Origin of the sequence: Psychrobacter sp. AH5 (genome assembly GCF_040371085.1) — a bacterium.
GTDB lineage: Bacteria > Pseudomonadota > Gammaproteobacteria > Pseudomonadales > Moraxellaceae > Psychrobacter.
This window is the reverse complement of sequence record NZ_JAMBMT010000001.1, coordinates 1,941,083-1,964,666: the sequence shown is the minus strand read 5'-3', so window position 1 is coordinate 1,964,666 and position 23,584 is coordinate 1,941,083. Positions and strand designations below refer to the sequence as shown.

Annotated in this window: 17 protein-coding genes and 2 tRNA genes; 7 read left to right on the top strand and 12 right to left on the bottom strand. The window is 42.7% G+C overall.

Annotation, left to right across the window (positions count from 1 at the left end; all coding sequences use genetic code 11):
• Window positions 1-60: 60 nt before the first annotated feature.
• The 3 genes from M0N77_RS08270 to M0N77_RS08260 are packed head-to-tail and all read left to right on the top strand — an operon-like array spanning window position 61 to window position 1,566.
• Complete coding sequence (locus M0N77_RS08270) at window positions 61-468, top strand: OsmC family protein (RefSeq protein ID WP_353104743.1); 408 nt, start codon at window positions 61-63, stop codon at window positions 466-468.
• Between the two features lie 23 nt (window positions 469-491).
• A complete protein-coding gene (locus M0N77_RS08265; RefSeq protein ID WP_353104742.1) occupies window positions 492-956 on the top strand; it encodes a flavodoxin family protein in 465 nt (154 codons plus the stop codon).
• A 1-nt stretch (window position 957) separates the two neighbouring features.
• Window positions 958-1,566, top strand: coding sequence for a DUF938 domain-containing protein (locus tag M0N77_RS08260; protein WP_353104741.1), 609 nt, complete (start codon window positions 958-960; stop codon window positions 1,564-1,566).
• A gap of 41 nt (window positions 1,567-1,607) precedes the next feature.
• On the opposite strand, the gene ppc is transcribed toward M0N77_RS08260, so the two are convergent.
• The gene (gene ppc, locus M0N77_RS08255; RefSeq protein WP_353104740.1) at window positions 1,608-4,397 is read right to left on the bottom strand and encodes a phosphoenolpyruvate carboxylase; all 2,790 of its coding nucleotides are present in this window, start codon (window positions 4,395-4,397) and stop codon (window positions 1,608-1,610) included.
• A 219-nt stretch (window positions 4,398-4,616) separates the two neighbouring features.
• Window positions 4,617-5,408 carry a dienelactone hydrolase family protein gene (locus M0N77_RS08250; RefSeq protein WP_353104739.1) on the bottom strand — a complete coding sequence of 264 codons (792 nt, stop codon included), beginning with the start codon at window positions 5,406-5,408 and terminating at the stop codon, window positions 4,617-4,619.
• Between the two features lie 282 nt (window positions 5,409-5,690).
• Between M0N77_RS08250 and M0N77_RS08245 the strand changes: the two genes are divergently transcribed.
• A complete protein-coding gene (locus M0N77_RS08245) occupies window positions 5,691-7,778 on the top strand; it encodes a catalase (protein ID WP_353104738.1) in 2,088 nt (695 codons plus the stop codon).
• A gap of 93 nt (window positions 7,779-7,871) precedes the next feature.
• Here M0N77_RS08245 and M0N77_RS08240 read toward each other — a convergent pair whose 3' ends face one another.
• Together M0N77_RS08240 and M0N77_RS08235 are read right to left on the bottom strand one after the other, a co-directional pair.
• On the bottom strand, window positions 7,872-8,834 hold the full coding sequence (locus tag M0N77_RS08240) for a DUF3142 domain-containing protein (RefSeq protein ID WP_353104737.1): 963 nt from the start codon (window positions 8,832-8,834) through the stop codon (window positions 7,872-7,874).
• A gap of 18 nt (window positions 8,835-8,852) precedes the next feature.
• A complete protein-coding gene (locus M0N77_RS08235) occupies window positions 8,853-11,210 on the bottom strand; it encodes a hypothetical protein (RefSeq protein ID WP_353104736.1) in 2,358 nt (785 codons plus the stop codon).
• Window positions 11,211-11,465: 255 nt separating this feature from the next.
• Between M0N77_RS08235 and M0N77_RS08230 the strand changes: the two genes are divergently transcribed.
• The gene (locus M0N77_RS08230; protein WP_201572277.1) at window positions 11,466-12,248 is read left to right on the top strand and encodes an MBL fold metallo-hydrolase; all 783 of its coding nucleotides are present in this window, start codon (window positions 11,466-11,468) and stop codon (window positions 12,246-12,248) included.
• 105 nt (window positions 12,249-12,353) lie between these two features.
• On the opposite strand, the gene M0N77_RS08225 is transcribed toward M0N77_RS08230, so the two are convergent.
• The 4 genes from M0N77_RS08225 to M0N77_RS08210 all read right to left on the bottom strand — a co-directional run bounded on the left by M0N77_RS08225 (window position 12,354) and on the right by M0N77_RS08210 (window position 16,518).
• A tRNA-Lys gene (locus tag M0N77_RS08225) sits at window positions 12,354-12,429 on the bottom strand.
• 133 nt (window positions 12,430-12,562) lie between these two features.
• A tRNA-Lys gene (locus M0N77_RS08220) sits at window positions 12,563-12,638 on the bottom strand.
• 390 nt (window positions 12,639-13,028) lie between these two features.
• Window positions 13,029-15,023 carry a MacB family efflux pump subunit gene (locus M0N77_RS08215; RefSeq protein WP_353104735.1) on the bottom strand — a complete coding sequence of 665 codons (1,995 nt, stop codon included), beginning with the start codon at window positions 15,021-15,023 and terminating at the stop codon, window positions 13,029-13,031.
• Between the two features lie 94 nt (window positions 15,024-15,117).
• Window positions 15,118-16,518, bottom strand: coding sequence for an efflux RND transporter periplasmic adaptor subunit (locus M0N77_RS08210; protein ID WP_353104734.1), 1,401 nt, complete (start codon window positions 16,516-16,518; stop codon window positions 15,118-15,120).
• A gap of 167 nt (window positions 16,519-16,685) precedes the next feature.
• On the opposite strand from M0N77_RS08210, the gene M0N77_RS08205 reads away from it, so the two are divergent.
• Window positions 16,686-17,153 carry an Imm63 family immunity protein gene (locus M0N77_RS08205; protein ID WP_353104733.1) on the top strand — a complete coding sequence of 156 codons (468 nt, stop codon included), beginning with the start codon at window positions 16,686-16,688 and terminating at the stop codon, window positions 17,151-17,153.
• Here M0N77_RS08205 and holA read toward each other — a convergent pair.
• The 3 genes from holA to leuS form a co-directional block, all read right to left on the bottom strand.
• Window positions 17,145-18,182, bottom strand: coding sequence for a DNA polymerase III subunit delta (gene holA, locus M0N77_RS08200; RefSeq protein ID WP_353104732.1), 1,038 nt, complete (start codon window positions 18,180-18,182; stop codon window positions 17,145-17,147). The two genes, M0N77_RS08205 and holA, sit on opposite strands and share 9 nt — an antisense overlap.
• Window positions 18,183-18,343: 161 nt before the next feature.
• A complete protein-coding gene (locus tag M0N77_RS08195; protein WP_371834226.1) occupies window positions 18,344-18,916 on the bottom strand; it encodes a hypothetical protein in 573 nt (190 codons plus the stop codon).
• A gap of 192 nt (window positions 18,917-19,108) precedes the next feature.
• Window positions 19,109-21,796 (bottom strand): leucine--tRNA ligase, encoded by a 2,688-nt coding sequence (gene leuS, locus M0N77_RS08190; protein WP_353104730.1) that lies wholly within the window; start codon window positions 21,794-21,796, stop codon window positions 19,109-19,111.
• A gap of 149 nt (window positions 21,797-21,945) precedes the next feature.
• Here leuS and M0N77_RS08185 point away from each other — a divergent pair, with 149 nt between their 5' ends.
• Entirely contained in the window at window positions 21,946-22,314 is a 369-nt protein-coding gene (locus tag M0N77_RS08185) for an arsenate reductase (RefSeq protein WP_353104729.1), read from the top strand.
• Between the two features lie 323 nt (window positions 22,315-22,637).
• On the opposite strand, the gene argB is transcribed toward M0N77_RS08185, so the two are convergent.
• A complete protein-coding gene (argB, locus tag M0N77_RS08180) occupies window positions 22,638-23,555 on the bottom strand; it encodes an acetylglutamate kinase (RefSeq protein ID WP_353104728.1) in 918 nt (305 codons plus the stop codon).
• Between the last annotated feature and the right edge of the window lie 29 nt (window positions 23,556-23,584).

Genomic DNA, 23,584 nt, shown 5'->3' with positions numbered 1-23,584 from the left:
TTATTAAATAGTCATAACACTGCCTATCATTCAAAATACTATTAAATCAGAAGGAGCCCTATGACAACTTCAAAAGTAACCTATCAAGGCGACTTGCGCACCACCGCCATCCATTTGCAATCAAACAATGAAATTATTACCGATGCACCGACTGATAATCAAGGTAAGGGTGAAGCTTTTTCACCGACTGATCTATTAGCGACAAGCTTAGCCAGCTGTATGCTAACGATCATTGGTATTAAAGCCCGTGATATGGAAATTGATATTGCAGGTACTACCGCTGAGGTGACCAAAGTGATGACAGCTGATCCAAGACGTGTCAGTGAAATACATGTTGCTATCTCTTTTAATCAGCAGCTCGATGAAAAAACACAAAAAATATTCTATAACACTGCGCTGACTTGTCCGGTTGCGAAAAGTATTCATCCTGATATTACGCAAAAGGTGACTATTCATTCTAAGAACTGATATATTTTATAACGGTGACTAATATGGCTTCCAAGACTTTACTTATCGTCGCTCATGCGCCATCACCCAATACTGAGAAATTGGCGAAGGCCGCTTACGATGGTGCCAACCATCCCGATATAGCTATCAATGTCCTTTTAAAGTCGCCGCAAGATACGCAGCCTGAAGATATACTCGCAGCGGATGCGTTATTATTAGGCACGACTGAGAATTTGGCGTATATGGCAGGACTGACAAAAGACTTCTTCGATCGCTGTTATTACGCGGTATTAGAGCACAAACAGGGGCTGCCTTTTGCATTATATATTCGCGCTGGGTTTGATGGGACGGGAACTAAACTGGCTATGAAAACGATTATTACTGGTTTGCGCTGGAATCAAATCCAAGATACGCTTATTTTAAGGGGTGATTGGCAAGAGGCGTTTACGGAGCAAGTGGAAGAATTAGCGATGACGCTTGCCGCGGGATTAGAAGCAGGTATTTATTGATATGATAGCCAATCTACCATTTTCGCAAGCCTGTGAGAATAATAAGCAAGCTATTTTAGCGGTGCTTGAAAAAGAATTAGTAGGGCATTCGCATGTGTTAGAAGTCGGCTCAGGCACGGGTCAGCATAGCGTCTACTTTGCGCCAAGACTAGCACACTTACAGTGGCAAACTAGTGATGTCAGCAATAATCATCAGGTGATTCAAGCTTGGCATGATAGCTACCCTGCGCCAAATTTACATCCGCCATTAGCGTTTGATTTGATGACAGATACCATGTCAACCTCAAAAAGTAATCAACCTTATGATGCTATATTCACCGCCAATACTTTACATATTATCGCTTGGCACTTAGTTGAGCGCTTGTTTGAATTAGTCGGGGAGGCGTTGCCGTTAGATGGCAAGCTAATCATCTATGGCCCTTTTAATGAACATGGGCGTTATACTAGCGCCAGTAATCAGAGTTTTGATCTATCGTTAAGGCAGCGTGATCCCAACAGTGGTATTCGTCATAAAGAAGACGTTGTAGCTTTAGCAAAAAAGCATGATTTAACCCTAAAAAACGAATATCAGCTGCCAGCAAATAACCAGATATTGGTCTTTAAAAAATAACCGCTACCTTATTTGGTGAGCGGTTATTTTAATCTAAAATCTTAACCGGTATTACGTAGTCCGGCAGCTAGGGCATTGATACTACGAATCAACGGATCTTCTACCGCCAATTTATCATTTCTATCCTCGCTATCATTGCCAGCAGCATTTTGCGCGCGCATACGTTTGAGTAACTCGATTTGAATGTAGTTTATCGGATCCAAATAAGCATTGCGCCACTTTAGGGAAGACGCTAACTCTTGTTGACTCGATAGCAGCGCTTGTTGATCAAGCAAGGAGTTAAGAGTGCTATGGGTGAGCTGGTGTTCATCAATCACTTTTTGCATCACTTGCTCACGCAACTTTTCATCCTCACATAATTGGCTATAAGCTTGCGCAATATCTATCTCACACTTAGTAAAGGCCATCTCAATATTACTCATAAAGACGGTGAAGAACGGCCAATGCTCATTCATCTCCTGCATTAAAGGCTCATCTTGTTTAACACTCTCTAATGCACTGCCGACTCCATACCATGCGGGTAGAGTAAAACGCGCTAATGACCAACCAAAGACCCAAGGTATTGCGCGAATAGTAGATTTGCTCGGTAAGCCTTTTTTACGATGAGCAGGTCGTGAGCCGATATTCAATAAAGAAATCTCTTGTACAGGAGTTGCTTGTGAATAGAACTTGTAAAAGCCTTCGGTATTATCAGTTAGGGCACGGTATTGCTGTTCACCGGCATCGGCTAAACGCGCAAAAAGCGCTTCGTAATTATCCAACTCGCTAGGCTGCTCAATAAATCTCGAAGAACTGGCTTTGAGAGCGCCAGTAATTCCCATCGTTAGCTCAAATACTGCTGTATCTGGATTGGCATATTTGGCATAAAGTACTTCACCTTGTTCAGTGAATTTGATTTGTCCCATTAAAGTGCCAGCAGGCTGCGCAGCGATAGCTTTATGGGTGGAGCCACCACCACGACTGACGGAACCACCTCGACCATGGAAAAGGCGAGTCGTGATGCCATATTGATGGGCAATGCTAGTGATGGTCTGCTGAGCGCTATAGAGCTGCCAAGCTGAGGTGATAATACCACCATCTTTAGAAGAGTCTGAGTAGCCAAGCATAATTTCTTGCAAGTTTCCTGAGTGCTCAAGCAACTGACGATAGAGCGGATTATCTAAAATCGTCGGCATGATCTTATCGATATTTTTTAGATCATCAATAGTCTCAAATAGCGGCGCAACAGGTAAAGCGGCAAACATATGACCTTCGTCTGTGATGCCAGATAATCCTGCAAACCGCATGAGTAATAGCACTTCTAACAGCTGACTAGCATTATTAGTCATGGAGATCACGTAGCTGCCAAAGGTATCCTCACCCACTAATTTTCGTAATTTTGCTACCGACTGCATCAAGGCTAGCTGCTCGCGCGTTTGATCGGTCAAATTATCGCTATAAATCAGCGGCGTACCCAGTTGACTTAGTAAACGTGTCAGCCATTCTTGACGCTCTGTTTCATTGAGCTGTTTATAATCCGGTAAGTTTGAGGCATTGGCAAAAATATCGGCAATGACCTCAAAGTGATATCCTGAATCTTGACGTATATCGAGCGCGGCTAAATGGAAACCGCAAGTTTTTACCAAACGAATCATGTCTAGTAAAGCGCCATCGGCATGAGCTTTATCGTGAGTACTGACACTTTCGCGGATAAGGCGTAAGTCTGCTAAGAAATCTTGCGGCGTGGAATAGGCTTGTTTTTCCGCTTCAGCATCCATGCCTTGGCTTTGAATATGAATATTAGTGGCCTTGATTTTGGCAATAATTATCGATAGTAAGCGCCGATAAGGCTCATTATTATAGTCATCAATATTATAAGAGAAGACTTGTTTGTCAAGCTCGCTATAATCAGCGATACGATCATAGACATCCGCTGCAATATCGACAATCGTGTCACTGTGAATCAGCTCGCGGCGTAGTTTTTTGAGCAGTACCTGATAATGACGCAGCACGGTATTAGCATGCATCAATACCGCCATCTCTGTAGTCTCATGAGTGACAAAGGGATTGCCATCTCTATCGCCACCGATCCAAGAGCCAAAGCTGACAAAGGCAGGTAGCGGATAATCCGTCAATTCAGGATAAATATCGATAATAGCATTTTTGATATTGCGATAGACTTTGGGAATGGCGGTAAATAAGCTGACATCGAAATAATGCAAGCCATTATTGATCTCGTCATAAACTAAAGGCTTGCGGGTACGAACTTCATCTGATGACCATAGTAGATCAATAGTCTCTGCCGTTTTTTGCTTGGCTTGCTCGAACGCTTGACTTCCTTCAGGCAGATCATTTAGCGCATCGCTGTGTTGATAAAGCGTCTGTAAGATATTCATGGTGGTGCGTCTACGCGCTTCTGTCGGATGCGCGGTAAACACTGGCATGAACTTCAATCGATCGATAAGCTCTTTGATCTGATTGGGCTCAATATTACGCTCACGGCACTCCAGCAAGGTATGGCGAAATGAGCCTTCCCAACTTTGATTAGACTCAGCACGTTGTGTACGACGTTGCTCGCGTAAGTAGTTTTCTTCCGTTAAGTTTGCTAGAAAGAAATAAATAGAAAAGGCACGAATAACATTTTTTAAAGTTTGATTATCTAAAGAGGCAATAAGTTCGATAAGCTGTTGTTTATTTTTGGGATTATGTTCACGGCGCTCCTGAATAAATCCGCTGCGTAAAGTTTCAATCGTGTTAACAGTATCTTCTCCAGACTGACGAGAAATCGCCTCTCCTAAAAATGATCCCAACAACCTGACACGGGTACGCAATACCTCATTATTCAACAGCATATCTGAACTCCTTATCTTTTATTGAAGTGTTTAACCTATAGTGAATTTACTTTATAGGTGTTATAGCATAACTGAAATAAAAATTGCGACGCCTCTGGAGCACGAAGCAACCAGCAAGCGAGACAACATTTATTCTAGTCAAAGGTATTACGGGCTTTACTACTTTTATGATATATAGACGACATAAAGGATAAAATTTCTGCTTAGTCTAGGCTACATTTATTTATATTCGCTAGATAAAAAGTCCATATAGCGCTTCCATGAGCGCGTATCTGCACGCTCGTCATATCTATCACTACCGAATACCGTATAGGCGTGTCTTGCGCCACTATAAGTGACCATTTCATGAGGGACTTTTGCCGCCTCAAGTGTTTTACCAAGGGTCATAAAGCTTTCCATAGAGACAGCTTCGTCAGCAGTACCATGGAAGACTAAGATCTCGCCTTTAGTATTCTCATAGTCCTGACCCTTGGGCATATCAAATGCGCCATGAAAAGGCACAAAGGCTTTTTGAGGAAAGCCTGCACGCGCCAGCTCTAACGCGACCGTACCACCGAAACAGTAGCCCATTGTCACACCTTCTTGAACGTTATTACCTTGATCCTGTCCGACATTCAATGCGGCTTCAAGCAATCGACGCATCTTAGCGCGATCATCATATAAAGCTCCCGTTAAGCGTTTTTTATCTTCCATTGCAGTCGGACGGACACCTGTGCCAAACATATCAGTAGCTAGCACATTGTATCCCTCTTCAGCTAGCATATCAGCACGCTTACGTTCATAGTCAGTGACGCCATCCCAATCATGAATGAGTAATATAAAAGGCGCATTAGGCACATCAGCACGGGCGTAGTAACCTTCATAAGCTTGATTGTCTACAGTATAAGTAAGGTTCTGTGTGGTAATGGCGCTCGCAGTTTGACTAACAAGTAACACCATTGCACTGATAGAGGCGCTGGCTAGCATCGATTGAGAAGGGGTTTTAGATAAACGTTGAATGAATGAAAACATAACTGACCTCACTATTTATATTAAGATAATTGGATCAAGCCGTTCTATTTAATAATGCTTCTAATATCTAAATCTACTCTAAATAATATCATAAGATAAAATACTATTGAGAATCTTTTTTATTTGTGCAAAATTTAACCAAACATCAACACGGATAGTCATGAATTTATTGATTTTTTTGAGTAATATTATTTATCTCTTCTCTTATAGTAAACTTAAAGAATTAGAGTTAATTTAAAGTATTTCTAAAACTGAACTCATAAAATCTAGCAAGGATGGATAATGAAAAATAATATTGATCATACCGACCCAGCTCTAACCATGAATCCTGAGCGTGGCAACGGTGGTGAGACTCATCAACGTGCAGATGCTGATGGCAAAGTTCTCACTACTCAACAAGGGGTAGCTATCGCAGACAATCAAAACTCTTTGAAAGCTGGCCCGCGTGGTCCTACGCTATTAGAGGACTTTGTGTTGCGTGAAAAGATTAATCATTTTGATCATGAGCGTATCCCTGAGCGTGTGGTTCATGCTCGTGGTAGTGCTGCGCATGGTTATTTTGAGTTGACTGAATCACTAGAAGAATATACTACAGCAAAGATTTTGACTGAAACTGGCAAACAGACGCCACTATTTACGCGTTTTTCTACGGTTGCCGGTAATAAGGGCTCAAAAGATACGCCGCGTGATGTTCGCGGATTCTCAGTGAAGATGTATACTGAAGAGGGTAACTGGGACTTGGTTGGCAACAATATGCCTATCTTCTTTATTCAAGATGCCATCAAGTTTCCAGATTTGATTCATGCGGTCAAGCCTGAGCCTGATCGCGGTTTTCCGCAAGCGGCTTCTGCTCATGATACCTTCTGGGATTTTGTCTCACTAAGTCCTGAGACTATGCACAATGTCATTTGGCTCATGAGTGATCGTGCCTTGCCGCGTAGCTTTAGTATGATGGAAGGCTTTGGTATTCATAGTTATCGCCTATTAAATAAAGAAGGTAAGAGTACTTTTTTCCGTTATCACTGGAAGCCAGTAGCAGGCGTGCAATCACTCATTTGGGATGAAGCGGTCAAAATCTCTGGTGCTGATCCTGACTACAACCGTCGTGATATGTTTGAGGCCATCGATAATAAGATGTATTTTGAATGGGAACTAGGGGTTCAGCTCTTTACTGAAGAAGAAGCTAATGAGTTCCCGTTTGATCATTTAGATGCCACTAAGCTGATTCCAGAAGAAATGGTACCTGTAAAAATCATCGGTAAAATGGTACTAAACCGCAATCCAGATAACTTCTTTGCTGAAACGGAGCAAGTCGCCTTCTGTCCGTCACATGTACCACCAGGAATCGATTTTAGTAATGATCCACTATTGCAAGGTCGCCTATTTAGTTATCTAGACACGCAACTGATTCGCTTGGGTTCACCGAACTTTGTGCAAATTCCAATCAATGCACCGAAATGTCCGTTTGCCAATAATCAGCAAGATGGCTATATGCAAATGCGAGTACCTAAAACTCGCGTGCTCTATGAGCCACAAAGTCTAGATCTAGATCGTCCACGCGAGAATCCTAAAAAAGGTTTTGAGTCGTTCCATGAGAAGCTAGATGATGGCGTTAAAGGACGCGTACGTGCTGAAAGCTTTGCTGATCATTATAGTCAGCCACGTATGTTCTATCATAGCCAGACACCAGCTGAACAGGCGCATATTGCTTCTGCTTATGCTTTTGAGCTTGGTAAGGTAGACACGCCGCACGTACGTACTCGTATGCTTAGCCATCTGATCAATATCGATGAAGATTTAGCTAATCGTGTGGCAAAAGCGTTGGGTATGAAACTGCCAGAAGCGGCGGAGCCTGCGGCGCCAGTATTGGATATGGCAACCTCAGAGCCACTGCAAACGATTGGACGTACACCTAAATCTTTACAGGGTCGTTTGATTGGTATCTTAGTAGCTGAGGGTTCAAGTCATGAACAGGTCAAAAAGTTTGAAGATGCTGTAAATGGTCAGGGCGGTATGGTAAAACTCGTCGCTCCTACCAAAGAAGTAGAATTAGACGATGGTACGCGCGTGCAAGCTGATGAGCGTGTTGCTGGTGCTCCGTCAGTCTTCTTTGATGCGGTAGTTAGTATCATTATGCCTGATCAAGCTAAAAAACTTGCTCAAGATAGCTCAACCTTGGACTGGTTTACCGATGCCTATGTACATTGTAAAGCGATTGCCTATTGCCCTGCAACTGAAGATCACATATTGAGCAAATTGCCGATTGAAAAAGATGCGTTTGTTACCCCGCTTGATAATGTTGATGGCTTTATTGAAAATGCCAAAACTCGTCTATGGGAGCGTGAGCCAAAGGTGCGTGACTTAGCATAATTACTAATTAGTTGAAATCAAGAACCCAGCCTAAGTGCTGGGTTTTTTAGTTTTCGTACTAAAATTAAGTAATTCAAAGTTTTCTACTGCTTACTAGAGCAAAAACACCACATAACCTTTGAAATGTGGGTTGTTTTCTAAAAACGCTGCACCTTGCCACTGACCACCCTCAATAATACCTACCTTAAAATCAAACGGCAAACTCTCTAACTTTTTTAAATATCGAGCGTAATTGGGTAAAGTTGTTGTGCCTTGATAGGTTTGTATAACTAGCTCATCGATGGCGTCACTTAGTTGAATAAATTGAGCATCGTCTGCTTGGTTTGACCAATCTAGCAATCCCGTTACACTCAATTGATACTGCGCTGGTAGCTGCTGACGAATACTCTTGAGCAGTTGTGCGTATTTATCGAGTCGATAGGTCGGAGCGTCATAGTCTATTTGAATGCCCATGACTTGATTGCCGGCCCACTGCCATTTCTCTAAGCGCTCAACAACCTGCACCATAACTTCGTCTGACCACTCTTGACTGGTCGCCCGATAAACGAGCCAAATATTTTTGCCACCTAAAGAGCGAACGCCTAAACCCTGAGGTATCAGTGTTGCAAGTGTAGCCTGAACTTTATTTTCAGTCACACTTTCACTCTCGCTCCCATCCGTATCAGTATTAAAGCGATAATAAGGCACTTTATGCGAACTAATTTCACCTTGTAAGAGGTATAAGGTATGAGCTTGTCTGAGTTTTGAGTCATCTTTGGGCGGTGTCCATAGCCAAAATTGCTCATAATCCTTAGGATTTATAACTTCATCGTTATTGATAGCACTGTTATTAATAGCACCATCGTTAACAAGAGTGATATCAGTAGACTGAGCGCTACTAAGACTGTTGAGACTATTAAGATGACTATCCACTACTGTTGCTTGTGCAGAGTTTTTAGACTGATGAGCTGGTAGAGAGTCCATGATTTGATGATAAATAAAAGTCGCAGCTATCAGTATAACTAAGCCAATAAAAGATAATCTCAACCCTCTATGTTTCTGCTGATTTTTGCTCAAATCAATAATCCTTTATATCTACCAGTAATATTTTTGATTTTGCGCCCAGCTGGTATTTTTAAAGTCCGATTTTAAACGTTTGAACCAGGCTTTACGCACTGACATATCTACGTCTTCATCGCTACATTGGTTATTACCAGAACTGGCAAAACAGCCAATAGCACGATGCAGTGCATAAGCGGATAGCTCATCATCTCGATTGCTTGCAAATATAGATTTATAGATGTCCAATCGATTCAATTTTTGACCTTTAAAACGACTGGGTATATCACCCAAATAAGGATAGCGATAGTTTGAGCCGCTTTGATCGAGAGAACGATAGTCTTGATCATAATCCTCAGAATAGTAGGAGATGCTTGTGTCGTACATAAATTCAGTTAAGCATATTTGTTGTAGTCTGTTTTTTGGATTTTTGCTTAGGCGAGTAACGGTCGTGGTTAAGTCTTGGCAGATTAGATTAGGACTTATCTTTTTACCTTGCCAATTAAACTCACTGAATGAAGGTAAATGCTGCAATGTCTCATCGACGCTATCATAACCTAAATATTCTTTAGAATTTTTTGGTAGATAGTCTTTTTTATAATTTAAGAAGTCGCTATAGCGTCCATGCAGTAGCGATTTGGTCAGTAGGGCATAGCGAGCTTCTGCACCAATAGTATCAGTGTTTGAGTAGCTATCAGCGATTTGTTTTAATAGCGCTGGATCAGCTGAATACTTTATAATACGCATTTTTAGAGTTTGAGACTTTATAGTAGCGTTATTGCCGAACAGTTTACTATAATCATTGCTTTGATCCGCTTGCAGCGCTAAAGCAAGCTCAGTTATGGTGTTTTGAAACGGTTGTTTGGGCAATTGATGCAAGCGATGCCATAGGGCGTTCGCTTCGTTTATATCTCCCATCTCCTGCAAAGCTCTTGCCTTTAATACATACTGACTAAACCTTGAATACGACATTTTTCCCGTTGGCACATCGGTTGATACATCTTTTGGTAAATGGTCCAAAGCTTGTTTTGGATTGTTTTCCTGCACAAGGTAATAGGTCGCTAGTAGATACTGATACAGATCCATACGATCTTTGAACTTGGGTTTTAACTGCTTGAGGTCGGTGAGTGTCAAAGGTTGCATAGCATTAAAAGAGCCGGCAAGTCTTAGGCGATATAATGCAAAACTGGTGAGTAAAATGGGGTCGTTAAACTCATCGATACTCATTGGTTCGTCATAGTTGGCAAAGAAAACTCTTCGTTCGATTTCTTCTGGCAATAAGCGACTGTCAAGATTAAAAAGGGGGGAGTCTGGATGGTTAATTTGCCATTCGATCTCAGTAATTAACTTACTATCTTGTCCTGACAACCAATATAATCTGCGCTGTAAGCCGCGAGCTGAGGCAATATAGCGGCCATCTTTGAAGCGACTAAGGTAGGTGTCAATAGCCTCTTGAGTGCTTAAAAACAGTCTCGGATCAACAGTCTCGCTTTTATAGCGGTAGTCTCCCATACCATCCTGATAACTACGGTTAATACCCATACGAATTAGCATGTAGTTAGTAGTATCGACTAGCCAAGCTAGCCCTGCATTGTTATCTGTTTCGAGATCAATTAAGGCACGGTATAAATTATTGGCACTATCAAAGTCTGATTTTTTACCTAAATAAAACAGTTGAGTTGCTAGGATATAGTCGGCGTAGGGTTGAGCGTTGATAGACCATTTCAATGGAAAGGTAGGGGTGCTCTTTGTTGATGTTGTGTCTACTGATGGAGTGTCATAACCGAATGAGTCAATACATTCGCTACGAATAGCCCCGCGAAATTGTATCAGTTGCAAGCGCTCTTTAGGTGTCAGTTTAGGATCAAGTTTTAGAGCTTCTTCTAGTGCCTTTCCACCCGTATAAAAGCTATTACAATACTCGGCATAGTTACTTTTTTCGGATTGCTCCAAAAAATCTTGATTCGGGTTTTTGACTTTATTCACCGCTATCTGCTTTAAACTCTGCAAACTTAATGGAAAGTCATGACCATAATAGAGCTCTGGACCAATCGATTCAGAGATGTCAAAGTCAACCAAGCCTTTGTCAGCGAGTAATAAATACAAATTGGTTTGGGTATCATTGCCTGTATCCAAGGTCGGAAAATTGATTTGGCACTCAGCATAGCTACGATTATCCAATGAAAAATTAGAGCTACAGTAGTCACCACCACCCGCTTTTGCAGCTATAGATAATCCTGTTAAGGCTGCTGTAAAGAGGGTTAACATTAGACCCTTAGTAAGAAGAGCAGTAGTAATGGTATTTAACAAGGGCTGCGTTGGCGATTTTACACTCTCTGTAAAGGTGTTCATAGTCAGCTCACTGATAATGGTTTCATTAGATCCTATAAGCATAACAGGGTTCTTTATAAAAACTAAATTCTAGGGTCGTTTAATAGACCTTATAGTTTTGTAAGATAAAATAGACACAACCGTTCACTGAAAGTGAGGTGCCAACTATTTTGGGGCGCTATAATGATTACCACTATCGGCTTGTAAGCCTGTAGTTCTTTCAAGATTAGAGTTTAAGTAGCAGTCAAAGGTCATTCTTGCGCCAGTACATAAATCATTATAAATCTTTAAAAGTGTCGTAGCAGATAAAGGAATGTCATGGATTTAATAGATATAGTTGCTATAGAAGGATATATTCAGACCACTTATATGGCTGTTTATGCTGATAAATTACTACTGCTAGATTCTGGATGCAGATGCGATGTCGATAAAATATTGACTTACATCACCGATGTTTTGCAGCGTCCCATCAGCCAGCTAAAAGTGGTTATGGTCACTCATATGCATCCTGACCATGCAGGCGGTGCAGAGCTATTAAAACAAAGAACAGGGTGTCAGATCGTCACTGCAAAATCTGTACAACCTTGGTATAAAGGTATTTTGGGTCGAGTTGAACATTTGAATGATTTGGGATTGACTTATTACGTTGCTAATAGGCAAGGTAAATCGGTCACTAACGTTTGGTATAACCCTATCTTAAAAGCTGATAGTGAGGTTCAAGATGGTGACTATGTACCCTATTTTGAAGATTGGATAATCCTAGAGACACCAGGACATACTGATCGTGATTTATCCTTATGGCACCCACAGACTAAGCAAGCCTATACAGCGGATTTGATATTGGTTATCAAAGATAGATTTGTGTCCCCTTATCTTATTACTTTACCTGATGCTTATCTGGCTTCTTTAAACAAGATTAGAGCATTGCAGCCAGAGAGCTTATTACTGGCACATGACAAGAGAGCTAAAATTTATGATGAGGATTTTGATCGATTGATAGAGAAAACGCCGAACGAGCCTCGTAAAACTTCGTTAAAGAATATTCTAGGCACTGCTATTCTAAAAATTAGATTCGCACGTAAGAGAGTTGATACGCCTTAATTAGAACAATAGATAGCGAATGTTTAGACAATAAGCGATTAAAACAATAAAAACCCCGATAACCTATAAAGGCTATCGGGGTTTTGCTAAGCTTATTACTAAATATGGTGGGCCGACCGCGACTCGAACGCGGGACCAATTGATTAAAAGTCAACTGCTCTACCAACTGAGCTATCGGCCCTGAAGAGCGTATAAAAAAAGCACTGCTTTTTTAGCTCTGCAAGAGAAAATTCTTTAAATAGAATTTTCTTACAACTAAACTCATTAAGCTAATACCGAGTAGGGCAAAATACTTAACAAGCATACTACTAAAATGGTGGGCCGACCGCGACTCGAACGCGGGACCAATTGATTAAAAGTCAACTGCTCTACCAACTGAGCTATCGGCCCTGAGAAGCGTTAAAAAATTGCACTGCAATTTTAGCTTCGCAAGAGAAAACCCTTTAAATAGGGTTTTCTAAAAATACTACTTACAACCTAAAGTTCGATATTTAATTTAGCAAGAGAATTTTCTTATCCGAAAATTCTAAAGGCTTTGCATCCAAACTAAGGTTGAAACTAAAAACTTGCAATTTTAACTCTGCAAGAATAATTCATTACAACTTAACTAATAAACGTAAGTTCTAATCCACATCGAGATAATTTCTATCCCTAAACGTGAGAGCACATTATATATAGTCTTGTGATAAATACAACCCTATAGACCCAAAAAAACGTAAATTCTATGTAAAAATTACTAAATGCTTAGTATATGCTTTTTTATATTCTGAGTTGTTTGGTTTAATCTCTTGATAAAGCCTCAACAGGATCAAGTTTGGCAGCATTACGTGCTGGCAAGAATCCAAAGATAATACCAATTAACGTCGAACAGACAAAAGCGGCAACGATAGAAGTTGTTGAATAAATAACTTGAAAGCTATCACCGCCGACTCGGTTAATCAGCTCGCCAATAGCAAAGGCTAAACCGATACCTAACAATCCTCCTAAAATACAAACTAGCACCGCTTCTATCAAGAACTGTTGCATTATATCGTTTTGACGAGCGCCAACTGCCATACGGACACCAATTTCATTGGTACGCTCAGTTACCGATACCAGCATAATGTTCATGACGCCAATACCGCCAACGATCAGGGCAATAATAGCGATCGAGGATATGAGTAGAGTTAACGCAGTCGTTGTTGACTCTATGGTCTCGCGAATAGAGTCTGAGTTACGAATACGAAAGTCATCGGTACCATGTCGGCTGATCATTAGGGTTGAGATGGCGGATTCAGCGGCAGCAGACGATATATTATTATCAATGAGCGCGACGAAGTTCTCAATATAAGTACCGCCTATCAGCCTTGACAGCATAGTAGTGTAGGGCATATAAAAGGTTGGTGTATCGGTATTTCTAAAGCCGCTATTGTTTTCTTCAAGCACACCAATAATACGTCCAGGTACGCTACCGATAAGCACGACTTCACCAATAGGGTTAGGGTTGTCGGGAAAAAAAGTCTGTAGGGCATTACTATCGATAATAACGTCTTGAGTACGGCGCAAAATACTCTGCTCATCAAAGCCCTGACCTTGGGCTAGGCTCTCGCCACTGACATTAAGATAGTCTTTGCCGACACCGCTGACACTAGCCGCTTCTTGTACATTACGGTAGCGTACATTCATATTGCTATCGAGCTGCGGGCTGACACTAATGACATAAGGCTGATCAGCGACCGCTTGCGCATCATCGGGTGTCAAATTATCATCACCGAAGTTTCGCCTAGGATCACCGAATGGATAACCATCGGTAACGGTAATAGTATTGGTGCCAAGTGAGCTAATATTAGATAGGATTTGCTCTTGAGAGCCTTTACCAAGCCCGACCACGGAGACCACCGAAGCAATACCAATGATAATACCTAGCATGGTCAAAAGCGTACGCATCTTATGTGCGCGCATGGCGAGTAGTGACATCTTAAAAGCTTCAAATAGGCGATCAATAAAGCTGCCAAACGCACTTTTTCGATGCTGATCAAGAATCGGCTCGGGCTGAGCATTTATCGGATTGTAGTGCTCGGTCTTATAATCCGCAATCTTGTACCCATCTTTGAGTTCAATGACGCGTTCGGCTTGTTCAGCTAGGTTTGGATCATGAGTAACCATGATAATCGTATGACCTTGAGCCTTTAGGTCATGCAAAATTTGCATCACATCATCACCAGACTTACTATCGAGCGCACCCGTTGGCTCATCAGCTAGAATGATATCGCCACCGTTCATCAAGGCCCGCGCAATAGAAACCCGTTGCTGCTGACCACCTGAGAGCTGATTAGGGCGATTACGAATTTTGTCTGCTAGTCCCAAATCTGAAAGCAGTTTCTCGGCGCGATCATTGCGAGCTTGCCCATCCATTCCTGCATAAACGGCAGGCACAGAGACATTGTCTTGCGCGCTGATATCGCCTAGTAGATGATAGCGCTGAAAAATAAAGCCAAAGTGCTCGCGACGTAGTTTTGCAAGCTCATCGGCATCAAGCTTGCTCACTGATTTACCAAAAATTTTATACTCGCCTGCGCTTGCCTGATCCAAGCAGCCCAAAATATTCATTAAAGTAGACTTGCCAGAGCCTGATTGACCGATGATAGCGACCATTTCACCTTGATTAATGGTCAAATCGATGTCTTGTAGCACGCGAATAGTCTGTTCGCCCGCTTTAAACTCTTTGATCAGTCCCTTTACTTGCATCAAAGGAGTACCTGCTGCGGTATTTACAATAGAGGGTTTGGTATCCATCTGCGCGTTTGCCTATATCAGTCTATCGGTCAAAATTATAAAAATTTTGAATCTATGCATCTCTACGTCTACAAATTATCATTAAAGCCTTTGATTAAAAGGGACGCCCACCACCACCACCTCTACTACTACCTTCTGCGCTAGCTTCGCTTAGAATGACTTCATCACCCTCGCTTAAGCCACTTAAAATTTGTACATTGACGCGATTATTGATACCTGTTGTAACAGGTTGATTGACGATTTCACCATCAGCCTTTAATACTCTTACCGTAGCAGTGGCTGCATTGTTTTTGACATTTTTTGGAGCGCTTTCTGTATCAGTTTTTGAGTTGTCAGGGGTATCCGCTTTATCAATACTAGTATTAGTATTACGAGTTGAACCATTAGGTTTGCTGGCTTGCAGGGCGGCTGATGGAATCAATAAAGCATTTTTTGCCTCATTGATAATGATATAAACTTGCGCGGTCATATCGATACGGAAACGACGATCCGTATTAGGTACTTCGATATAGCCGACATAATAGATAGCAGAATCAGTAGAGCTAGTATCGCTGATGGTTTCAGGGGCGGGCTCAATAGCTTTTAGGACTGAGTCGAACTTCTGATCAGGATTACCGATGATATTAAAATAAACAGGCATATTGGCTTGTACGTTAATGACGTCTGCTTCAGAGATTTGCGCGTTGATTCTAACAGTCGATAAATCCGCTAAAGTGACGATAGTGGGCGCAGTTTGATTGGCGTTGACTGTGGTGCCTTGTTCGGTCGTTACTGATACGACAGTACCTGACATTGGCGCGCGAATAGTGGTGTAGCTTAGGTCTTCTTTTGCTGTGCTGACGTTGGTCTCGGACTTTCGTAATGCCGCTTGTTGACTACTGACGTTAGCATTAGCCGTGGCAATAGCGGCCCTAGCTGTATCAATAGCAGCGCGAGCACTAGCGACGGCTGCCTGTGCCGTTTCAACTTTTGTCGCTTGGGTGTCATACTCTTGCTTTGAGATAGCGTCGATTGCGACCAATCCTTGCAGACGATCGAAGTCTGTTCGAGCTTGTCTTAGCTCTGATTGACGGCTAATAAGATCAGCTTGTGCGCTCTTTAGACTAGCTTGACGGCTAAGCACTTCTGCTTGTGCGCTTTGAATAGCGGCAACACTTTGCTCTAAAGTGGCCTGCTCATTACTTAGAGTGTTATTTTGGGTGACTTGATCGATTTGCGCAATTAAGTCTCCTTGCTGCACCTCATCACCCACCTCAACATAAAGCCGAGTCACTTCACCTGAGACTTGAGCACCAACATCAACGGTGTTTAACGCTTTGACTTTACCTGATGCCATGACATTATTTTCGATATCACCGATTTCGACCATTGCGGTAATATAGTTGGGAGTAATCTCTTTGGGTTTAAAGGTTCTGTAGGCTAATATTGCTAAAGCTATTACCACTAAGGCGATAACGCCCCATTTGATAGCGGATTTTTTATTCATTTTGCGCATCACAACAATCCAGTCACAGTTAAATCGAGTCTAACTATAATAAAGCGTTAAAGCATAAAAGGATATGGCAATTAGTTTGCGAAAGGTTAAGGTGCTTTGTAAAAAAACTAGAAGTTTAAAAATACGTTAGGATATTAGAGTGGTCTATATCAAAAAAGGAGTTTGTTATGCTAAATTATCAGCAAGTTCAAAAAATAATTAATGATTATAGTAAAAAGATAGGGCTGAATATTGAGGATGTTACTTTAAGAAATAGGCCTTCTGGATTTGGTGAGCCACACTTAGAGATAAGCGATGACTATTATCACTATGTAGTATGTGAGCGCGGTAGTGAGTTATCTAGAGAGTCTTTTTTAGATGTAGATGATTTCATTTTTAAATTTTTTGAGATGGTAACTTCTATGGTAGCAGGTGAGTATGAGCAAGAGAATAGTATCATTGGTGAAGATCAAAGAGTCATACGTTTTAGTAAGCAAATCGAACTTATGACGCAATTAAATTATGAGTGGGGTAGAAAAAAAGAAGCTGACATAGCAGAAACTTTGAAAAAAGCGCCTTATTCAGTTAATAACATAACTTGTAATAGGAAAACTTGGCTAAATAAGCTTGCAAACCTATTCAAATATTTAAACTAAAAACAATTTCTTTCCCGATAGCTCAAGAGCAGCTTGTAATAACAGCTCCCATGCAGGCTGACGTATCAGACCTTTAATTGCTTGATCACAGCGATAGAGCAGATCAGGCCATTGGGCCGTTTGAGCGGTAGATTGACGACGGCAAGCTTGGCTATATAAGCTTTGTTTACTGCGCCAAATACCTAAGCTTTGTGGATCTTGCCCATCCATCAAGGCCAAAATGAGCCGCATATCTTTGGCTATTGCCCAAAGTACTAGGGTAGTTGGCTCATCTGTGGCTTTGAGCTGATAAATGATTTTTGCTACTTGCGAGCTATTTCCGGCAAGCATGGCATCGGATAAATCAAACACACTAAACTGCGCGTCACTAACTAAAGCCGCTTGTAAGTCATTGATATCCAAGGCTAGGTTTTTATTATCACCATGATCAGCTAACTGCGGCGCAAACAGATAGGACAGTCGCCATAAGGTTTGATAAGCGCTGAGCAGATGATGCTCGGTATGTGACATCAGTAGCTGCCACGCCTCCGCCGATAAGCGTAAGCCAAATTGTTCTGCTTGCACTTGCAAGAGCTGCTGGCGCGCGCGCTCATCATAAAAATTGCAATCAATAATTTGACCGTACTTAGCAAAAGGGGCGAACCATTTGCTACTCTGACTGCGTTTATCTTGCTTTGGCGTCAGCCACAATAAGCTATGACTGTGAACGCCCGTCTGCGCCTCAAGCGCAAATCGTTCAAGCTCAGCGATAGTTTCTTTATCAGGCTTATGATTACCCGTCACTATCAGGGCGCTAGCATCATCAAATAGCGATAGGCTACTGAGCTCTGACAATACCTCTTGCCACGTCTTTACCGATATCAGCTCAATACGTTTTATGGCATAATTTTGTGCCTGCCAATGCGGACGTAGCGCGTCAACAAGCCACTGCTGTAATAGCGGCTCATCTCCATGCGCCAGCCACAAGCCAGCTACCGCAGCCGAGGACTGCAATAGTTTGGGGTAAGCTTGTAAAAAAGATTGCGTCATAGCAGGTGGGTCACCAGTTCAGCAAATGCAGACTAATCTAAGCGCTAAAATTAGTATGCCAATGCTTGTAGGATTAACAGTTAGAGGTTAGCAGTATAACGAGGTTCGTTTCGTTAATAGATAGTGATTATCAACAGCTAGTGGTTATTAATAGATAGTGATTAGGGATTTATTAGAGCTGAAGCTTTACGGGTATCAGGAGCGACTTTTGGTAAGTCAATAGCCACATATTGATCGGTAATCCGGCGAGCCAGACTATCATAGAGCCAATCTCGAATCTGATTACCCTGCTGATCATCGGTGCTCACTGACGCCTCATTATACTGATAGCTACGCTCAACTTGGATAGGATTGGTCAGCGTCACAGGTTGACCGTTTTGATAGCTATTATAAGTGACATCAGCGGAGAGCACTAGACGAATCTCAGTCAAAACTCCGACTAACTCATAGCGCTTAAAACGCAGGTTATCGACTTTAATAGTAGCGATTTGCTCAGCACTAGTATGGTTAGCCGTGCTATTAGCAGCGCGTTCGATCATACTAATCCCGTCAACGACCTCAATCCCTAAACTCTCTAAGCGTCTGGTAAGGGGCAGCTTTAACGGAAAAGACAGACGATTATCCTCGATAATAACCGCTGTTTTGGCAACTTCAAAACGTAATGGCACATCATAGCCGCGCAAGTGAAAGCCGCAGCCGGTCAAACTAGTGGCTGCCGCTGTTATCGTCACCATAGGCAGTGCTGCTAGTAACGAGGTGACTATCTTTTTGGCAACACTGTGTTTTACTGTAGTGACAACTGTGCTTTTTGCCAGTGTTAATAATTGCGCTTTTTGCAGTTGATACGCCATAATTACTATCCTTAATTGCTAAAAAAGCCTAAAACGCCACTACTTAATAAAACGTTCAATAAAAAACGGCACAAGTTAGCCGACAACCACAATATTGACTAGTTTATTAGGCACAACGATCTCTTTTTTGATCTCGCCGGTGAGAAACTTAGCCACGCTATCTATACTACGAGCTTGAGCTTTTAGTAGCTCAGGATCACTGTTAGGCGCGACTTCCATTTTGCCGCGCACCTTACCGTTGACCTGCACCACCATAGTTACCATATCTTGTACTAAGGCGCTCGCATCGAGGGTAGGGTAGCTCATGCTCATGGTGTCTATACTTAATTGCTCAAGCAGGTGCTCACCAGCATGTGGGGCGTAGACTGACAGCATAATAAGCAGATCTATCAGCGCTTCGTGCTGAACTTGCAAGTCTTGCTCGCCCTTAGCTTTGAAGCTAGTCAGCTCATTGGCAAGCTCCATAAGACTAGATACTGGCGTGTTTAGGGCTAAACGCTCGCCTAAATCCTTATCGATTTTGGCGACTGTCTCATGGGTCTTACGGCGCAAATTCTTAGCTTCGCGGCTGAGACTGTCCGTATTTAACGGCTGATTATTTAATGCTTGCAGCTCTAAGTTAGCGGTATTTAACGCCTCAATATGATCGTTAGTCAAACGCCAGACTTTTTTGACAAAATTATAAGGGCCTTTTAGAGCGTCATCTGACCACTCAAGCGTTTGATCAGCAGGCGCGGTAAATAGCGTATACAGGCGAACGGTATCTGCACCATATTGATCGATAGTGGTTTGTGGATCGACGCCGTTATTTTTTGACTTAGACATCTTCTCGATTTTGCCAATAGTCACCGGCTGCCCGTCAGCTTTGAGGATAGCTTTGATAGGTTGACCGCGCTCGTTATAATCGATATCGACATCATCGGCAAAGTAGTAAGTCGTGCTGCCATCGCTATTGGTACGATTAAAGGTACCGGCAAGTACCATACCTTGGGTCATCAGGTTTTTGAACGGCTCATCGCCTGAGACTAAGTTTTCATCGCGCATCAGCTTATGGAAAAAACGCGCATAAAGTAGATGCATCACCGCGTGCTCAACACCGCCGACATATTGATCAACCGGCAACCACTTATTAGCCGCTGACTTATTGACCATGTTTTGTGTGTCATGCGGACTGGCAAAACGGGCGTAATACCAGCTTGATTCGACAAAAGTATCAAAGGTATCAGTCTCGCGCTCGGCAGCATTGCCGCATTTAGGGCAAGTAGTATTGACAAACTCCGGCATATTTTTTAGCGGATTGCCGCGTCCATCCGGAACCACGTCAGTTGGCAACACCACAGGCAAATCTTGCTCTTCGACCGGTACAGTGCCGCAGTGCTCGCAGTTGACCATAGGGATAGGGCAGCCCCAATAACGCTGGCGCGATACGCCCCAATCACGCAGACGGAACTGGATTTTCTTATTGGCAAGGCCTAGTGGCTCAAGCTTCGCTAGCATCGCCTCGAAAGACTGCTCAAAGTCCATACCGTCGAACTCGCCTGAATTAACTAGCGTGTTGCGCTCAGTATAAGCCAGGTTGACCTCAGAGCCCTCTTTTTTAGCCTCTAATCTAGCCGCATCAAAATAACCTGCTGGTACGTCAATCACTTGCTTAATAGGTAAGTTGTATTTGGTAGCAAATTCATAATCGCGCTCATCGTGTGCCGGAACCGCCATCACCGCGCCTGAGCCATAGCTCATAAGTACATAATTAGCGACCCAAACTGGCAGCTCCTCGCCTGTTAGCGGATGAGTAACCGTCAAGCCAGTGTCCATGCCGATCTTTTCAGCTTTGGCTAAATCAGCTTCGGCGACAGAGCCTTTTTTGCACAAAGCATTAAACTGAGCAATGACTTCATCCTTTTCAGCGGCGTATTGCGCCAATGGATGCTCAGCGGCAACGGCCACGTAAGTCACGCCCATTAAAGTATCCGGACGGGTAGTAAAGACATCAAGCGTATTATCTTGACCTTCTAATTCATAAGGGAAATGCACCTCCATCCCAGCACTACGACCGATCCAATTGCGCTGCATGGTAAGTACTTCTGAGGGCCAATGACCCTCTAGTTGATCCAAATCATCAAGCAGCTCGTCCGCGTATTCAGTGATATTGAAGTAGTACATCGGGATATCGCGTTTCTCAACCGGCGCGCCACTACGCCAGCCTTTACCGTCGATGACTTGTTCGTTAGCTAGTACCGTATTGTCCACCGGATCCCAGTTAACGGTCGCAAGCTTCTTATAGACGAGGCCCTTTTTATAAAGTTGCAAAAACAGCCACTGCTCCCACTGATAATATTCAGGATCGCAGGTGGCAAACTCGCGTGACCAATCGATCGATAAGCCTAATAATTTGAGTTGCGCGCGCATATTGTCAATATTAGCAAAAGTCCACTGGGCAGGCGGCGTCTGATTGGCAATGGCCGCGTTTTCGGCAGGCAGGCCAAAACCATCCCAGCCCATCGGCTGCATAACCTCAAACCCTTTTAGACGGTAATAACGGCTCAGCACGTCAGAGATGGTATAGTTACGCACGTGGCCCATATGCAGCTTGCCACTAGGGTAAGGGAACATCGATAACATATAGCGACTCGGTTTATCGCTTGGCTCATTACCGACCTCAAAGCGCTTATCGGTCGCCCATTTAGCTTGCTGCGCGCTTTCTATCGCTTGCGGGTTATAATAATTATTTTCGGTTTGATCAGATGTCACTGTATTGCTCATAGTTGGCTCGAGATTGAATATTTTGATAAGAAATTAGATACGCTAGAATAGCGCAAATCGGCAAAAAATGCGATGGGCCAGCGTAATAATAGCGCAGTAATCAAGGACAAGAACTTTAATTTTAGATGAATATCATATAGGCAAACATTATGACCATCACTATCTACGGTATAAAATCATGCAGCACGATGAAAAAAGCGTTTAATAAGCTCGGTGAGCTAGGCGTTAGTTATGATTTTCATGACTATAAAAAACAAGGCATCGATAAAGAAACGGTACAGCGCTGGGTCAATGAATTAGGCATCGATAAAGTGCTAAATAAACGTGGAACCACTTGGCGAAAACTGACCGATGAGCAAAAACAGGCTGCTGACGCTGACGTTAATAAAGCTATCGATTTATTGGTAGAGAATACTAGTATGATTAAGCGTCCAATCGTAGTAGGTAAAATAGCAGATAACTCCGTATTACTTTGCGGTTTTGATGAAGACGAGTTTGAAGCTTTAGCTCAGAAATAACATAATTCTTTCATAAATATTCGTACTGTTTATCGTATTTTTGATGAGATATTTCGATAAAGTCTGAACTTAAAACAATCTAAGTTCGGGCTTTATTATCCCTAAAATAAACCAGATCACACTAAAGCTCCAAATAATCAGCACATAAAGCCGGATTTGCTCCGCTGTCCAATCAAGAGCGAACCACTCAATCATAAAAAACGACTTCCAGCCTTCTATCCATTTTGCGCCGCCATAGGCAATTATCCACCAACAATATAGGCTCTCAATAATAAAAAGCACACACCACAGTGTTAATGACATAGCAGCGCTCACTGTTGTGGCTATAGTTCATTCATTACTGAATCCAATTCGCGACTAATGAGCGTACCAACGCCCTCATTAGTGAAAATCTCCAGCAGTGTCGCATGGGGCACGCGGCCATCAACGATAACCGCACTTCTCACACCACTACGTACCGCATCAAGGGCACATTGAATCTTGGGAATCATACCGCCTGAGATAGTGCCGTCCTCTATCATCGCGTCGACTTTTTTGGGCGTGAGGCCAGTGACTACTTCACCATCACGACCTAACACACCTTTGATATTAGTCAGTAGCATCAGCTTTTCTGCTTGCAAAAACTCCGCCACTTTACCGGCCACTAGATCGGCGTTAATGTTATAAGTATCGCCATTACTATCGACACCAAGTGGGGCGATAACGGGGATAAAGTTAGACGCGATGAGCATGTTAATGACGTCTTTATTGACGCTGACCACATCACCGACATAACCTAAATCTATTGGCGTCTCAACACCGTCAGTATCTATCTTTGACATAGACATTTTTTTGGCTTGAATCAGATTGGCATCTTTACCAGTCAGGCCAATGGCGCTACCGCCATGCTTATTAATTAAGCTGACAATAGACTTATTGACGCCGCCGCCCAGCACCATCTCAACGATATCCATGGTGCTTTTATCAGTAACGCGCATACCATCGATACGCTTGGAGGTGCGGCCTAGCTCTTTGAGTAAAGTGTCGACTTGAGGGCCACCGCCATGCACGACGACCGGATGCAGACCAACCGTTTTTAATAGCACGATATCTCGAGCAAACGAGCTTTCAAGCTCAGGGTCGGTCATAGCATTACCACCGTATTTGACGACAATGAGTTTGCCAACGAAGCGTTGAATATAAGGTAAGGCAGTGGTTAAGACTTCGGCAGTGGTTTTGGCATCGGCAAAGTTAAGGGACATGAGAAACTCCTAACATAGGGTTTTAGTTT